This is a genomic window from Pedobacter zeaxanthinifaciens (assembly GCF_003313335.1).
GTDB lineage: Bacteria > Bacteroidota > Bacteroidia > Sphingobacteriales > Sphingobacteriaceae > Pedobacter > Pedobacter zeaxanthinifaciens.
The window spans coordinates 391,104-405,771 of sequence record NZ_QMHP01000002.1; the positions used below are offsets into that span (position 1 = coordinate 391,104).

General features: G+C 44.4%; 27 protein-coding genes. 26 read left to right on the plus strand and 1 reads right to left on the minus strand.

Going from position 1 to position 14,668, the window contains the following annotated elements; genetic code table 11:
• Position 1 precedes the first annotated feature (1 nt).
• A complete protein-coding gene (locus DUT68_RS04300) occupies positions 2 to 745 on the plus strand; it encodes a phosphoadenosine phosphosulfate reductase domain-containing protein (RefSeq protein WP_113636074.1) in 744 nt (247 codons plus the stop codon).
• A gap of 45 nt (positions 746 to 790) precedes the next feature.
• Here the strand turns inward: DUT68_RS04300 and DUT68_RS04305 are convergent, their stop codons facing one another.
• On the minus strand, positions 791 to 1,132 hold the full coding sequence (locus DUT68_RS04305) for a hypothetical protein (protein ID WP_157960768.1): 342 nt from the start codon (positions 1,130 to 1,132) through the stop codon (positions 791 to 793).
• A 635-nt stretch (positions 1,133 to 1,767) separates the two neighbouring features.
• On the opposite strand from DUT68_RS04305, the gene DUT68_RS04315 reads away from it, so the two are divergent.
• From DUT68_RS04315 to DUT68_RS04420, 25 genes are all read left to right on the plus strand, one after another.
• Entirely contained in the window at positions 1,768 to 2,082 is a 315-nt protein-coding gene (locus DUT68_RS04315) for a hypothetical protein (RefSeq protein WP_214608398.1), read from the plus strand.
• Positions 2,082 to 2,495, plus strand: coding sequence for a hypothetical protein (locus DUT68_RS04320; RefSeq protein ID WP_113636082.1), 414 nt, complete (start codon positions 2,082 to 2,084; stop codon positions 2,493 to 2,495). Before DUT68_RS04315 ends, DUT68_RS04320 begins: the two co-directional genes overlap by 1 nt.
• Positions 2,496 to 2,500: 5 nt before the next feature.
• A complete protein-coding gene (locus DUT68_RS04325) occupies positions 2,501 to 3,040 on the plus strand; it encodes a hypothetical protein (protein ID WP_113636084.1) in 540 nt (179 codons plus the stop codon).
• A 6-nt stretch (positions 3,041 to 3,046) separates the two neighbouring features.
• Entirely contained in the window at positions 3,047 to 3,340 is a 294-nt protein-coding gene (locus DUT68_RS04330) for a hypothetical protein (protein ID WP_113636085.1), read from the plus strand.
• A gap of 163 nt (positions 3,341 to 3,503) precedes the next feature.
• On the plus strand, positions 3,504 to 3,725 hold the full coding sequence (locus DUT68_RS04335; protein ID WP_113636087.1) for a hypothetical protein: 222 nt from the start codon (positions 3,504 to 3,506) through the stop codon (positions 3,723 to 3,725).
• A gap of 141 nt (positions 3,726 to 3,866) precedes the next feature.
• The gene (locus DUT68_RS04340; RefSeq protein WP_113636088.1) at positions 3,867 to 4,430 is read left to right on the plus strand and encodes a hypothetical protein; all 564 of its coding nucleotides are present in this window, start codon (positions 3,867 to 3,869) and stop codon (positions 4,428 to 4,430) included.
• 2 nt (positions 4,431 to 4,432) lie between these two features.
• On the plus strand, positions 4,433 to 4,615 hold the full coding sequence (locus DUT68_RS04345) for a helix-turn-helix domain-containing protein (protein ID WP_113636090.1): 183 nt from the start codon (positions 4,433 to 4,435) through the stop codon (positions 4,613 to 4,615).
• Positions 4,612 to 4,866: a hypothetical protein gene (locus DUT68_RS04350; protein ID WP_113636091.1), complete on the plus strand. Its 255-nt coding sequence runs from the start codon at positions 4,612 to 4,614 to the stop codon at positions 4,864 to 4,866. The genes DUT68_RS04345 and DUT68_RS04350 overlap by 4 nt, the downstream gene beginning before the upstream one ends.
• A gap of 218 nt (positions 4,867 to 5,084) precedes the next feature.
• Complete coding sequence (locus DUT68_RS18285) at positions 5,085 to 5,237, plus strand: hypothetical protein (protein ID WP_157960769.1); 153 nt, start codon at positions 5,085 to 5,087, stop codon at positions 5,235 to 5,237.
• A 49-nt stretch (positions 5,238 to 5,286) separates the two neighbouring features.
• The gene (locus DUT68_RS04355) at positions 5,287 to 6,051 is read left to right on the plus strand and encodes a hypothetical protein (protein WP_113636093.1); all 765 of its coding nucleotides are present in this window, start codon (positions 5,287 to 5,289) and stop codon (positions 6,049 to 6,051) included.
• 14 nt (positions 6,052 to 6,065) lie between these two features.
• Positions 6,066 to 6,473, plus strand: coding sequence for a hypothetical protein (locus DUT68_RS04360; protein WP_113636095.1), 408 nt, complete (start codon positions 6,066 to 6,068; stop codon positions 6,471 to 6,473).
• Positions 6,473 to 6,853 (plus strand): hypothetical protein, encoded by a 381-nt coding sequence (locus DUT68_RS04365; protein WP_113636097.1) that lies wholly within the window; start codon positions 6,473 to 6,475, stop codon positions 6,851 to 6,853. Before DUT68_RS04360 ends, DUT68_RS04365 begins: the two co-directional genes overlap by 1 nt.
• A complete protein-coding gene (locus DUT68_RS04370; RefSeq protein ID WP_113636099.1) occupies positions 6,850 to 8,247 on the plus strand; it encodes a hypothetical protein in 1,398 nt (465 codons plus the stop codon). Before DUT68_RS04365 ends, DUT68_RS04370 begins: the two co-directional genes overlap by 4 nt.
• The gene (locus tag DUT68_RS04375) at positions 8,248 to 8,682 is read left to right on the plus strand and encodes a hypothetical protein (protein ID WP_113636101.1); all 435 of its coding nucleotides are present in this window, start codon (positions 8,248 to 8,250) and stop codon (positions 8,680 to 8,682) included. It abuts the gene before it with no gap.
• A complete protein-coding gene (locus tag DUT68_RS04380) occupies positions 8,682 to 8,861 on the plus strand; it encodes a hypothetical protein (RefSeq protein WP_113636102.1) in 180 nt (59 codons plus the stop codon). Before DUT68_RS04375 ends, DUT68_RS04380 begins: the two co-directional genes overlap by 1 nt.
• A 117-nt stretch (positions 8,862 to 8,978) precedes the next feature.
• Positions 8,979 to 9,464: a hypothetical protein gene (locus DUT68_RS04385; RefSeq protein WP_113636104.1), complete on the plus strand. Its 486-nt coding sequence runs from the start codon at positions 8,979 to 8,981 to the stop codon at positions 9,462 to 9,464.
• Positions 9,465 to 9,470: 6 nt separating this feature from the next.
• Positions 9,471 to 9,623, plus strand: a complete 153-nt coding sequence (locus DUT68_RS18290) for a hypothetical protein (protein WP_157960770.1) — start codon at positions 9,471 to 9,473, stop codon at positions 9,621 to 9,623.
• 2 nt (positions 9,624 to 9,625) lie between these two features.
• Positions 9,626 to 10,192: a transglycosylase SLT domain-containing protein gene (locus DUT68_RS04390; protein WP_113636105.1), complete on the plus strand. Its 567-nt coding sequence runs from the start codon at positions 9,626 to 9,628 to the stop codon at positions 10,190 to 10,192.
• A gap of 52 nt (positions 10,193 to 10,244) precedes the next feature.
• Positions 10,245 to 10,724 carry a glycoside hydrolase family protein gene (locus tag DUT68_RS04395; RefSeq protein WP_113636107.1) on the plus strand — a complete coding sequence of 160 codons (480 nt, stop codon included), beginning with the start codon at positions 10,245 to 10,247 and terminating at the stop codon, positions 10,722 to 10,724.
• Between the two features lie 77 nt (positions 10,725 to 10,801).
• A complete protein-coding gene (locus DUT68_RS04400) occupies positions 10,802 to 11,236 on the plus strand; it encodes a hypothetical protein (protein WP_113636108.1) in 435 nt (144 codons plus the stop codon).
• Between the two features lie 2 nt (positions 11,237 to 11,238).
• Positions 11,239 to 12,012: a hypothetical protein gene (locus tag DUT68_RS04405; protein WP_113636109.1), complete on the plus strand. Its 774-nt coding sequence runs from the start codon at positions 11,239 to 11,241 to the stop codon at positions 12,010 to 12,012.
• Positions 12,012 to 13,238, plus strand: a complete 1,227-nt coding sequence (locus tag DUT68_RS04410) for a DUF5977 domain-containing protein (protein ID WP_113636111.1) — start codon at positions 12,012 to 12,014, stop codon at positions 13,236 to 13,238. The genes DUT68_RS04405 and DUT68_RS04410 overlap by 1 nt, the downstream gene beginning before the upstream one ends.
• On the plus strand, positions 13,231 to 13,401 hold the full coding sequence (locus DUT68_RS18295) for a hypothetical protein (RefSeq protein ID WP_157960771.1): 171 nt from the start codon (positions 13,231 to 13,233) through the stop codon (positions 13,399 to 13,401). The genes DUT68_RS04410 and DUT68_RS18295 overlap by 8 nt, the downstream gene beginning before the upstream one ends.
• Positions 13,402 to 13,413: 12 nt before the next feature.
• Positions 13,414 to 13,842 carry a hypothetical protein gene (locus tag DUT68_RS04415; protein ID WP_113636113.1) on the plus strand — a complete coding sequence of 143 codons (429 nt, stop codon included), beginning with the start codon at positions 13,414 to 13,416 and terminating at the stop codon, positions 13,840 to 13,842.
• The gene (locus DUT68_RS04420) at positions 13,842 to 14,663 is read left to right on the plus strand and encodes a LamG-like jellyroll fold domain-containing protein (RefSeq protein ID WP_113636114.1); all 822 of its coding nucleotides are present in this window, start codon (positions 13,842 to 13,844) and stop codon (positions 14,661 to 14,663) included. Before DUT68_RS04415 ends, DUT68_RS04420 begins: the two co-directional genes overlap by 1 nt.
• Positions 14,664 to 14,668 lie beyond the last annotated feature (5 nt).

Genomic DNA, 14,668 nt, shown 5'->3' on the forward strand with positions numbered 1-14,668 from the left:
TATGAAAAGAGTCTTTAACTTTTCTGGCGGCAAAACAAGTGCCTTAATGACAATATTGGCTAAGCCGACTGATGATGATATTGTATTGTTTACCGATACAAAGTGGGAATCTAAGGAAACTTACAAGTTTATTGAAGATTTTGAGAAATTTGAGGGCATAAAAGTTCACAGAACTAGTTTTACACATAAAAGATCGCCAGGTTTAGAGGGTTTTCCAGCTCTTTTAAACTATAAAGTGTATTTGCCAAATAGAGAAAGAAGAATATGCACTGATGAATTGAAAGTAAAAACGGCAAAACGTTACCTTAGAGCGTTGGGTATTAGACGTTTTGAAAACTATATAGGCTTTCGTTATGATGAAGCCCATCGTGTCAAAAGAAATTCGAGCAGATTTGTCAACGTAATCAATAAATATCCTCTGTATGACCTTGGAGTTACAAAGGAAATGGTAGATCAATACTGGCTTACAAAGCCATATACGTTGGATGTTCCTAGAATTTTAGGTAACTGTGATCTTTGTTTTTTAAAAGGCAAAAATGCTATCATAAGTATATTGCAACATCACCCAGAATTAGCTGAAAAATGGATTGAAGCTGAAAACAATAATTTTAAAAATGGGGTTAATGGTACTTTTATCAAGGGGGTAACCTATAAGGATTTACTTAATGCTGCTAAAAACCAAAGAACACTTTTTGATATCGATATACAACAACCAGCTTATTCGTGTAGTTGCGGAAACTTTTAAGATTGCTTGATAGGTTAATGTTTACGCATGGTTACCTAAAGCCCCTTAATCGGGGCTTTTTTCGTTATAGTCGATAGGACTATCAGTCCACATCGTTTTAAAGGCATTAGGGTTGATAATTGCGCCTCTCCGTTCAACATATCCAGCGACCGGGAACTTTTCGCTGATATCAATGCCAGCAATCTGTAACAGCTCGTCACTATCGCCCTGGTTAAATTTATCTCCGTTGAGCTTGACCATCCATCCGCCATCGTACTTGATGATACCTCCGGAGTAAAAGCCGTTGATGTACACATCGAAATAGTTGCCGCCCTTTTGCCTCCACAGATAGCAGTCAGCAGTTTCGTTTCCGAATGCTGCAACGAAATGAATTTCCTCGCTTTCCATCATAATGGTTTACAACATTGCTACGCTCGTTTTGGTTTGCGCAGCTTACCAAAACAGCGCTAAAATCGTGAGCGTAGCGAACACCACATTTTTAACCGATCAACAATTTTTTTTTCAAATCCGCACCCCTCTATTTCAGCAGAGGAGAGAGGTTTGGTCGAAATTTTTTTAACCTACCAAATATAATTTTGTGCAAAAACATCAAAAATATTTTCGCTGAATTATTTTGTTACATTTTGTTACAAAATATAAAATATATCCTAAAGCTAAAAAGGAGCAAGTTTTTGATGTAACAGTTTGTAACAAAATGGAAAAATCAAAAATTGTTTTGTTACAAACTGCTACAACCTATTTTGTTACAAAATTGATGTTTTGTTACAAACTGTTACACCAAAAATTGGGCTTATAATATCGTAAACGCAGTTTGTAACATTGTAACAGTTGTAACAGAAATTTTTGTACTTCTGAAATAAAGCACTTTTTCAAAAAATAGGTGTTTTCCTACTGGCGTGTTCTAAATTTAGCACCAAATAAAATTCCGTACGTGGTTACCATATAGATTTTAACCCCGTAAACACTTATCCATCTTTGTAATGCCGATCCCAAACTCGGTACACCAAACAAACTATTTTTTCATGGATAACCCTGTTAACGGCATTGCCAACAATGGCGATGTGGTACCAACGCATAAACCCAACCAGTCAGAGCAGGCCGCAACGGAGCTGGGCATTGATCTGCCCACTCCCGAACCGGCCAAACAACCCCGTAACCAGCATTTAAAGGTTGCCGATCCGAAGGACAGGCAATTCGCTGCACGTGCCACAGCTGGGCAGCATGCAGAAATCACTGCCGCAATGCAGGCCAATGGCTGCAAGGATATCGTTGAATTAATGCTGTTTTCAATGAAACTGCACCGAAAAGACATTTTAACACCTTTTAAATTCAAGTAATGGCAAAGCAAAGAAACAATCCCGAAAACGATAATCAGGCACAGTTTGAAATGACTGTTAATGATCAACAGACGCCTTTGCCGGTAGAAGTTGACGAAGCAGCTGTAACAGACGAAGCCGATGTTGAAGTACTGCCAAATGCTGAAAACGTTAAATACAATGTTGAATTAATGCCGGGAGTAGTTACCGTAGATGAAAAGCAGCTAAATGAGTTGATGGATCAAAACATAACTATGAAAACGGAAATCGGGCTACTGGTAGGACTGTTCAAAAACTTTGAGGGACTGATCAGCGGAAAGGCCAATATCATGAGTTTAACTATGATGCTGCCAAAACTGATAGGTAATCCGAAAATATCAGCACAAATAGAGGCTATCCAGCCAATCATAGAAAAGTACGCTAAACAATCGTAAACACCATGAGAGATTTATCGGACATTCTTTCCACTGAAGTTGAGGTAAGCGCATCAGCTGCTATCATAGATGAAACGGTTACCGAAGCACCGATCATCGATGAGGAAGAAATCATCGAAACAACCGTGCAATCGGAGCATTTAGACGAAATTCCCAACACGGAAAGGCCAAAGGCTATGCCGCATAACCATTTCGCAGAAACCATTGTCGGTGTAATTGACGGCCTGCAATCTTCATTAATTCCAATGTGGCGCAAGCAATCCCTGTTTACACAGAAAGAACGTGATATTTTGGACGGTTTGGACACTACCGGTGGCACGGTATATCCTGCCAACAGTCCCGAATACAAGATTTTGAACAAGTGGAACAAACATTTGCAAATGGCCAGTATGTTGCCGTTTACGCCTGCCGAAAAGGAAAGGCTTGTTGCAGCTACCGAACGCTATGCCAATACGATGCAGATACAGGTTTCGCCGTTTACCGGGTTATTACTGGCATTTGGTGAAGTTGCCGGCACACGTGTGGCTTATTTTCTAAACGATTAACATACTATGAACAGAAGATTTTTAACAGCTGGTTTGGGGTTGGCTGCACTCTTAATTGGTGGCCAAACAAATGCGCAAGCTGTACAGCGAATTAATACCGCAAACGAGGTAAAAGCAACGGTGGCAACAAAACGCAAAAGCCAGGAGATTGCAATCAATGCCATGGGCGGATTGGATTTTAGATCACCGATGTATTACTTTACACCTAAAACCAATTGGGTGCCAAAGTTTGGCCATCCCAAAAGAAAAACCAACAAATTACGCTGTAAACACAACGCCAAACTAAAACGCCGTAAATAGCTATGCTTCAGCTCTCCCTCTTCCTATATATACTGGCTGGCTTCATCGTTTTGGTGTGGCTTTGGGACGAACTGTACTATATACACCTTGTTTACGGGGTTAGAAACTGGTTTTTAAGTGAGGTACACCGTTTAATTTCATTCCTACATAAACTATTTGGACTATGATAGATCGCAAATCAATTTTAATGGGCTTGGGTATTGGTATCGGCATTGCCGCCATCGCATTTGCCATTCGACTAGATCAGCTGTTGAAAGAAAAGATCATTGGCGATATCATTGCCAACAACTCTGCCGCAGAAAGGCATAAACAGGTAATACAGGAACTTAAAAAACGCAATAATGGCAAAGCAAAACCAACCAAAACCGATCCCGCAAACGCTTAAGGCATTTGGCAAAGAGTATTGTTTCCAGGGCGTGTTTGACGAAGTAGAGTTGAAAGCTACCAAACAACGCTGGGAAAATATAGGCCATAAGGCCATGATTAAAAAAGGCAATCAATTATACGTAACCAGGTTTCCACAGTAATGCGTGATCTCCATTATTCGGCAATAGTAGTAGGGCGTAAGGGAGTAGGCAAAAGCACTTACCTAAATGGTGTGGCCGTAAAATATCCACGCCAAAAAAAAGTGCTGATCATCGATGTTAACGGATCACCGGCATACAATGCGCACCGACAGATCGAGGTAAAACAGATCAAAGGTTTTCGCCAGGGCATTGCAAAGATTATGGGAACGCCAACACTGGAAACGTTAAAGGTTATCGCCGATAATTTCCGTGATGGATTGGTGATCTTTGAGGACTGTACAAAATACATCGAGGGTAACGTGCATCCAAGCATTAAGGCATTTTTGGTAGATCACCGGATGTTCAACTGTGATTTGATCTTTACTTTCCATTCGTTGAAGCGTGTGCCTCCGTTCTTTTGGGAAATGATCGGCTACTGTGTATTGTTTAAGACTTTGGAAACTTTCGAGGGTTCGCGAAATAAAACCGTGATCCCGAACTATGAAAACATGGTTGCCGCCTTTAAACGAGTGAACAAACATAGGGATGTGCGCTACAACGAAACAATAGAAACAATGATCTAACTATGCAAACAGCTGATTTTACCATTAAAGCCTACACCAAAAAACAGTTGGCCGCTTTTTACGGTGTAAGTCGCAGCACCTTTCGCCGTTGGATCAACCAAATTAGTGACCTGGGCGAATACATAGGAAAAACCTACACGCCGGCACAGGTTAAAAAGATTGTAGAACATTTAGGTACACCATGAAAGATAAAAATAAAACTAAGGGTAATGATCCGATTAACCCTATTGATTCTGATATACTTATATCGGAAAGGAATGGGAACTTTGATAGCGTTGGCAGTATGAATCCATTTGGATTGACCAAGCGTGAATACTTTGCAGCTATCGCTTTGCAAGGCCTAGCAGCTAACCGCTACATTGTTCCTATTAAATTAGTCAAAAACGCAATAGAAATTGCTGATCTTTTGATAAGCAAATTAAATCAAGATGATTAAAAGATATAAATTTAAATCAATAGGAAACGCCCGGACACTTAGAATTTATGTTTAGCCCTGCCAATTTGGTAGGGCTTTTTTGTTGCACTTATGTTTAATTGAAAACACTTGTGTTCAGTTACTTAAAGTTGCGTTGCGTTACGGTTCAGCACGGTTTTTAGTTGATGTAGTTTAGGGTTCAATTCAAAAAAAACTCACAAACAAACTAATCAAAATCAATGGGAAATCTCATCGACAAAAAAACATTTGTTACCGGGGTGCTGATCCTGGTAGCCGCTTTCTTTTTGAAGCGCTGGTTTACGAAGTCACGCAAAAACGCTGACGGTACAACCTCCACATTCGTAGGCTTTGATGGATTCGGCTACATGTAGCATTTATCTGTCACCAACTAAACAAGTTCAACCCTAAAATTTAACATAAGTGAAAAATAGAAACTTTATTGGCGGCAAATCATTTGTACGTCACGCTGATCCTAAGCACACAGCAAACTATCATTCTGCGGAAGATTTGGAAAACGAAGCAAACCAATTGAGCAATTTTAACGGCGGCATGCTAGGCTACACCGGTGCCGGTGATGATTTCTTGGACTACGCAGGTGGTGCGGTTTCTTTGGCATCGGCTCACAAAAATGCAAAACCGTTCATTATGACCATTACCAATGCAAATACTTCGCCTAGAACGGCATTGTTATGCCCTGGTTTGGATGATGCAACGGTAGGTTTGGTTACCGATGGTGCTTTCAACGATAAGGCCGGAGCTGCTGGTCTATCTGCTTTGAGCGGTTCACCTGGTTCGATTAAATCTTTCCAAAAGTTCATTCGCTTGTTCCCGTCTGTGATCAGTGGTTTCAAGATTGCGACCTCAAACATCGCACAGATGGATCAATCGGTAACGTTGGTAAAAGAAAGTCCGTTTGCACAGCATTCAAGCAAGGTAATTACGCCAGGTACTTGGGCTAGCGAGGGTAACTTTAACACGGCTATCTTGACCATTCCGGAGAGTTTCTTCATGGATGCACAGACACGCATCGAATACCCTATTTTGGGTTCAACTTCGGTAGTGATCACCTTGATGGTAGGCGTATCGCTTAACATTGCCAAAGCATTGCGCAGCAAGGCTGAAAAGGCAAAAGTAAACATTGAGGCCGCAGGTGGTCCAGCAGTGGTAAGTAAATTTATCGGCTAACCAATCCACCAAAAATGGATTTGAAAAGGATAGTTGCGCAGGAGCCTGGGGCGGTGGCGCAACTATTGCTCCTTTATGGCTACAAGGCCGCACCAACAGCCGAAAATCTCGGCAATTTGGTAAAGGTTTACGGAAGTAGGCCGCTGCCGTATTCGAACGCAACCGGAGATACCAAACCAAAAACTACCTTTTCCGATATCATCAATATGGTACAAAGGGGAGTGACCACGATTACAAACGTGGTCAATGCGGTAAGCGGTAAGGCTCCAATAGCACAGAATGGGCAATTCAATGTAGGTGTCGAAAATGGCGCTACTGCAGGAGCAACCGATAGGGTGCTGGGCATGGACAGAAAACTTTTCATTGCGTTGAGCATCATTTTATTAATCACAGTAGCATACCTGTTTTTCCGTAAAAAATAATGGCCTGGGCAAAGGGGATCACTAGAATAACATACGTGCCTGATTTGATCAGTACACCTGCAAGGGTAAACCGTAGGACTGGCGAAATGCAGTTGAGTTTAAAGCACATGAGGGCAATGCCCAAAGAACACAGGCTATTTGTAATGCTCCACGAAAAGGCTCATGTAGAATTACAGACCACGGACGAAGTAAAAGCGGATGCGCAGGCTTTTAAGGAATATGCCGATTTGGGCTATTCGCTGAATGCAAGCGTTAAGGCACTTACCAAAGTACTTAGCGATAAAAACCCAGAACATTTTTGGCGCATGTATGCACAGCTACAACGGGCAAAGGCCTACGATTATAGCCATTACGGAAACACTAAAATTTATCAAAAATGAGATTAGCAGATTTATCTGTCGATGATAGCACGAGGCAGGCCATACCGGTAGCCGAGGCAATTGCAAAAGGAGCTGGTAACGCACCTATGATATTGCCTAGCGCCGCAACCAATGCCGGCACTTCCGTTGGATCGCCGAACTCGGTGACCAATGGCGTTTTGATGGACGATGACGATGACGAGTTTTTACAGGCCGAAACATCGCCGTTTGATATCAACGATGCTTTTGACGACCACACGAGCAATTTCAGGGGCAAAAAACCGAAACCGAGAAAGCCTGGAACATCGATAGCCAAATTACCTGCCTCTAAGGCAAAGCCGGCTGTAAGCAGCCCGGTTGAAGTCTTTTTGGACAGCAACGGTGACGAGTACGAATATCTAGGCCAATTTGACGGCAATACGGAATTTTTGGACGAAAAGTACAAGGGCGTAGTTGCCAAGCCAGGTGACCACTTATACCGCAAGCAGATCGGTGCGCAGTTTGACGGACAGGCACAATTTGAATATTTTATAGGTGACGATCCCGAAACCAGCGCCGTTTTTGGAAAGATTTTCAAGGGCATAGGTAAGGCAATTAAAAAAGTTGGAAAGGGAGCGGGTAAGCTTCTGAAATTTAACCTGAAATTAGGTACGAAAATTTTACCTTTTATGGTTCCTGGCTCAGAAGTCGCGTTGAATGGAGCTAGAACTTTATTGTCAAGTAGAAAATTAGCACCTCAAGCCAACCCAAACCTTACAATTAAAAGTCTATCAAGTTATGATGGTGATCAATTTGAATATGTTGGGCAGACCAATGGCGATCTTTCCTTTTTAACCGAGATCGAGCCAGGTGTTACCGTCCGTCCGGGAGACCACATCTACCGTGTACAACGTACAGAGGCTTTTGACGGTGACCAAGCAGAATTTGACTATTATGTGGGCGGACACCCTGATTATAGTAACGGTATCGGCTCTCTTTTCAAGAAGATAGGAAAAGGTATTGGGAAAGCTGCTAAAGCGGTTGGGAAAGCTGCCAAGGCGACTGTAAAAGGCGTAGGTAAAGCAGTTAAGGCGACTGGTAAAGGTATTGGTAATGCCGCAAAATGGACGGTTAAGCAAGCAGCTACTATTTTAGATGCTAACCAAGCCTCGCCTGACGAAAGTAATGGAGTAATCCCTCCTTACAATCCTACCGCTGGATTTGAACAGGGTGGTGGTGGTGATGACATCGATTGGGGAGATGGTATGTACCAGGAACAGTTAGGATCTACTAGCGACAATTATAGCGTTGCTTCAGACAGTCTAAACCTATCAAATAAGCAGACAGACAATCAATCGACGAATACTGCGCTCAAATACGTACTTATCGGCGCTGCAATCCTGGGCGTTATCGTATACCTAAAGAACAATAAATAGATGAAACTACCAGCATTAAAACTTACCGATCTGAACAAGTTCGTACTGCCGGCAATAGTTATAGGAATTATTGTCTATATCATTTGGCGCAACGGAAAAAAGGCGGGGCAAACGATTATTCCCGATGTACCCTATATCAGGGATCAGCCGGTAATTACGGCCAATTTCAACCCTAATATTTTAGCGGAGGAACTTTACAAGGCCATGGACGGACTGTTTACGCTTTCCGGTACAAAAGATGCCGCCTGGCGCAAGCTTTACGAGCTTGGAACGGATAACATGGTTATCGCAGTTTACAACGCTTTCAATAGCAAATATGGTTCAAAGGGCAAAGGAAGCCTAACGCAATGGATCAAGGACGAAACCTACTACGATTTTTTAAGTGGTATGCGTGCAAAGGTACTTGGCAGGCTTCAAAATCTAAGGTTACAGTAATGGCAAAAAAAGTAAGCACCAAGTTTGGCGAGCTGCTTTCAAAAATGAAGCGTAAGCCGAAAGATAACAAGGGACGGTTCAAGGATCGTGACTTCGCAAAGCAGGTAAGCCGTGAACTGGCCGAAATCCGCAGGAGCGGAAAACAAAAGAAACTGAATTTCAAACGTAAATCTAAATAGTCTATAAAATGACCAACAACACCAAATACCTTTTGATAGCGGCAGCCGTAGCGGTTGTGGGCTATTTCCTTTGGAAAAAGTACAAGTTAGTTAAAAAAGTAGAGGGCTAACCGCTTTATGAACCAAACAAACAACCAAACTATTGTGCGTGGCCTCCTAATAATGGGAGCTGCCGCAATAGTTTATTTCTTTTTCATCCGCAAAAAGGCAAAGGCGGCCACTGAAGCAGCGCTGGCACCGGCTGTGACTGATCAAAAAAAGAAAACTATCACGGTTGCTGATAAAATTGCCACTAAAAGCACCTTAGCAGCTGGTACTTTATCAGAAGCTGAGATCAAAAAGTATGCAACCTGGATAGACCGCATCTTGCAAATATTGGCGCAAAGCCGTTTAGATCGTAAGAACAAATACGGTGTGCCAACCGAGGAAGCATTAAGCAATGCGGATGCACTTAGCAGGTTATCCGATGCCAATTTGCGTTCTGTGGTAAATTATTGGAAAGGCATAAGGGGCGCATTAAAAGTGCTGGATATGTTTGTTGACACAAGCGGCCGTTTGATTGCGCTAACCTACAGATTAGACGAACTCGGACTAAGAAAATAGCAAATTATGTTAGAGAACCTTTTTAAAAATGGCCAATTGCCTACCGTAACGGTAGATGTTCGCCTCAATCGTGAAAACATGACGGATTTGGCCGTGACGGCCATCATCGCCGCTTTAGTGGTGATCCTATTATATAAAACCATCTTAAGCAAGCTGTAAAAATGAATATTAAGCAGACCTATATCAATTTGGTCAACAAAAACAGTGGCAATGCCGCCGAATTTTTTACCGCTTTGGATGCGATGGCAAAACGCCTGGGCATCCCGGTAGAATGGATTTGCGATGTAATGTATATCGAGAGCGGCTTCAAGCCTACGGCCAAAAATCCTAATAGCAGCGCAAGCGGCCTTATACAGTTTATGGAGGCGACCGCAAAGGGATTGGGTACGACAACGGCGGCCATCCTAAAGATGACCAACGTACAGCAGATTCCCTACGTTGAGAGATACTTTAAAGGTCAGATTGCAAGTGCGGGTAAGCCCAGGGATTGGTTTGATACCTATTGCCTTGTATTTTATCCGGTTTGGGTGAAAGCAGCTGATACCGCCACTTTGAGCCAAGCGGCATATAAGGCAAATTCCTACATCGATCTAAACAAAGATGGTAAGGTTACAAAGGCCGAGTTTAGGCAATGGGCATCAAGTAAGCTTCCAAAGGGCGGCTATGCAGATGCCTCAACGATCGTAGACAGTTTAAAGGTATGTCCCCAATGCTCAAGGCCGCTCTAGTAGTAGCATTGGGGATCAGCATTTATTTTTTGTACAAAAGGTTTAGAAAAAAATGAGGCCATCCGAAAAAGCATTGCAGGTTATAAAGAACCGTGAAAAACTTCGCCTTACCAGCTACAAGCTGCCTGGCGAAAAACATTATACCATTGGCTGGGGGCATTATTGCGATACCAGCGATCCACGCAACAGAAAATGGGACAGACCGGGCGCAAAGATTACCCGTGCCGAGGCCGATGCGCTATTGCTGGAAGATGTAGAGAAAAAGACAAGGGTACTAAATTCGATGATCCCGGCCGGACAGATTCCGCAGGATCTTTACGATGCGCTTGTTTCCACTACCTACCAATACAACCCACGCAACAAATACCTGGGCAGGATATTCGCAACGATCAACATGGGCGCTACGGTTGCCCAGGTCGCAAAGATGCTAACGCAGCTGCCCAGCAATCCATACAACAAAAAAGCCCGTAAGGTAGATGCTATTTTGGCCACCACCGGAGAGGTTAAGCATATAGACGAAGTTAAAGTTTAATACATTGGGAGGGTTCGGACAGCAAGCGCAGTAAACTATTTGGCCGGCATCCGTTACCCTCCCTTAATCACATTATTATGTTTGGAGAAATTGAATATATAGGCGAAGATACGATCAACATCCAACCGCCGCTAATTCCGGACACCGCAAACCCTGCCCCGAAAAGTTATAAACCGTTTCCAAAGGCCAACCAGGAACTTGCGATCACAAATGCAAGTTTTCCGCTTTATACTACCGGTACAGTTCCGGCAGATACAAATTTGGTGATGCAGCTGCACCAGGGCAATAACTACAACAGCGCACTGATCACATTGGAGGCCGCTCCGGGAGCTGACAGGGACGAAGTTCTAGCCCGCTTTTGGCAGGATGGAACACACCCGACCAATTCAAGGGGACTTCCGCTGAAGCACATGGGAGTTATTGAGGTTCGTGGATTTGAGAACGTGAAAAACTTCAGGATCATCACGGCCGATGACAATGCGCACATTTTACAGGTACAATATTTCCAATAGCAATGAACACCGTTAAAACAAAGATATACCAGCCCAGCGAAAACGGCACGGGAAGCGGCACCGGTAGCGGTGGCGATCTGTCGTTCAACGGCGAACGCCCGATCAGCCGTGAAGTCATCGGGCTAAAGGGCGTAACGCCTACGGGATCAAATCTGAAAACGGTTATGGAAAACGTTCTTTATCCTGCAGTAGCGCCGGATGCGGCTTTGACCGTAAACGATCCGGTTCGTGAGATAGGTGCTTCGACCGCCTACACGCTTAACTGGACGGTTACCAAAAATACAAATCCTATCACCGGCATTATGGTAGACGGCATTGCGGTAACGCCAACGGGCGTAAGCCAGAGCGGCACAAGGTCGGGCAATTTTCCGGCCGCTGCCGGAAGCTTCGCCAAGGCGATCACCGTTACCGATGGTTCGCAGAGCAATACCAAGAGCGTGACCGTAAAATTTTTGGCTCGGATGTGGGCATCCAACATTAACAAAAAAACAGGTATCACCGATGCCGATATCCTGGCATTGGCCGGTAGCGAACTTCGTGAGGATCGTTTCAGGAGCTTCACCAATTTTGGCGGTGGCGGACTTTACCCGATCTTCGTTGTACCGGTTGCCTTTGGCATGCCGGCATTCAACGTTAACGGGCTTACAAATACGGATTTCACCGTAGTACGTTCAAATTCTCCATTTGTAAACGCCAACGGTGCAACGGTGATGGTAAACGTTATCGTTTTCAATAATATCTATAATTCACCACTTAACTCACTGGCAATCGTATAATGAAAAACCAAGGCACACTTGTCGGCGCTCCGGTGCGCATAAATGATGACCGGGATCAATATCCGGTAGCATTACAGTCGGAGGTTAGGGGCGGACACCACAAGCGCACATTTTTTACCGAACTGGCATCTTTCCCAGCCCACTTAAAAGAGGCCGGGATGACCTGTTATATAGCCGAGAACGGAAAAACCTACCAACTGGCAAATGATCTTGTGACCTGGAACGTTTACGTTACCCCAGCTGCCAGCGGCGGAAGTGGCGGTAACGGATCTACAAGTCCCGGCACGGGCGGCAACAACAATAGTTCTGCTACCATCATCAGCGGAAACTTTGGGCAATGGACGGCGATCCAGTCGCAGAGTGCAAGCATTTTTGATAAACAGATCGATCTGCAATATAAGCTAGACCTTTCGGCATTCCCGGATAGGGCAGTTGTCTTTATCTGTGGCCAGTTCGGCCTTAATTCCGCTTTTGTAGGAACTACGATCACTTTGGGTACGCTACCGGTAGGGGCTAGGCCAAAGGCGGGCATTAAGAAGTGGATGTGCTGCAAGGGAGTGGAGCTTTACTTTGTGGTGGAAACCGGCGGAGCGGTAAAGCTTGTCAGTAAGGACGGTTTTAATCTCCCGGTGGCAAGCGCAGGCACTGAAAACGATCCGTATTTTATCGATGTTTTTTACAATCCGGATATTGCGGTAGTAGTACCAACAACGTACACCTATACCCGCACAGAAAATTTCACCAAAAACAACTGTGATGCCGGAAGCGATGGCAGTATAGTGCCGTTCTCCAAAGCCTATACCTCCAACGTCAGTTTGGCCGATGCCACTGCCATCGCAATGGCCGATCCGAACTATAATGTACTTGGGCAGGCCAACGCCAATGCTGGCGGCACATGTTCGCTTAGCAGTGCAATCGTTACGCTGGAGCTTACATCTCCGGACTTCCAGACGGGAGCATATAATTATTTTGGCGTTAAGGTTTCGGCAAACGTTGCCCTTAACGAAGCTGTTACCATCAACTACGCCTACCAGGGCGGAGGTTCGGGCAGCATCACGCTTCCTGCGGGTTCTACAAGCTACGATCCTGGAACATTCCCCATACAGTTGGGCGCTGCCGACACGCCGCTTTTGTCGATAGCATCTTCGGCACCTGCCTATGGAGCTACCGTTACACAGCAGGGAACGGGAACAAGTCTTACGCTAAACACAACCTATAATGGATAGATTTTCAAAAACCAGCGAGGTAGGCAATCCGGAAGATTTGCAGACCACGGACAAAACTAACGTAGTGGCCGCCGTTAACGAACTGGATAACGAGGTAACGGCCATTCAGACCGACAACATAACCGTGTCGATCTACAAAATTTCAAATTACGCAACACCATAACAGACTAAAATAATGGCAAAGAACGAAAAGGTATATTTTACCAAGGATTTAAGGTTTAAGCCGGTTTCTTTTACCGCTTCCGATACTACCATAGCAAAACAGATTTTCAACCCGAGCGCAGAGGGCAGCCGTGTAGATGGTCTGGCGATTTCCTCGACATCTGCGACACAGCGCACTTTGTTGTTGCAGGTTAACAATGGCGCTGGCGAGATTTCTCCGCTTGGCCACATCACCGTACCGGCCGGAGCTGGAACAAATGGTAGTGTGGCGGTAGTTTCGGGGCTGAACCGTGGAAACCTGCCCTGGCTGAAGATAGACAGCAACGGAAACCCTTACATCAACCTCAACAGCGGCATGAACCTGGAGGCAAAGATGTTGACCACTTTGGGAGCCGGGGAAACGATTTCGATAACCACCTTTGGTGCTAACTACGATGCCTAATGAACAGTAATAGCGATGGACTATCCCCAAACCTTAAGCCTTTTTTGGGCATTGGATGGAATAGGGCGCTGCCGTCCGCATTCGGCTTCGGAAATGGAATAAGGCCATATCCCGGCAGGTTGAACGTGCCGAACATGGTAGGTAAGCCGGTGCTGAATGAGTTCAGCGTAGAGTTTTGGTATAAGGCGCTGTCAATAACAGGCTTCTCTGTCGGAGGGATATTTATAGCCACTGACAATACGGGATCCTATCACCAGATAACACAATCAAGGAACGGGGCGTTTGGCATACGTTTTATGAAGGGACCAGGGGGTACCAACTCCAATACCGTTGTTGGCAACAGTACTACCGAAAAATTTCATTTTGTCCTGACATTCAAGAATGGTGTTTCTAACCTATATATAAATGCAGGGGACAGTGTTTTTTCGGGTACGTCAAGCAGTGGCTCTGTGGGAAACCTAAGCGGTGTCTATTCCGATTATAGGATTTTTTACGGTGATTCCGATAACAATGGTAGTTTCAGTAATTTTCAGTCAACAACGTTCGAATGTGATGAATTTAGGGTATACTCAAAAGCGTTGACACCATCCGAAATAGCGCTGAACTTTAACGCTAGGATCGGTGAAAACCCTTGTGTAACCGAGTTTCTAAAACTTTGGTACAAGTTCGAACAGTTTGAGAGCCTTGATTTTTCCGCTTTGCAGGACAATTCCGATATAAGGACTGGCATCCGTGACCTGAGTGGCAACAACAACCACGCACAGCCTATCGGCATGGACACCAATCCGGCAAGCCCGAACTACGTACTAAAACCTTTCTAAAACAA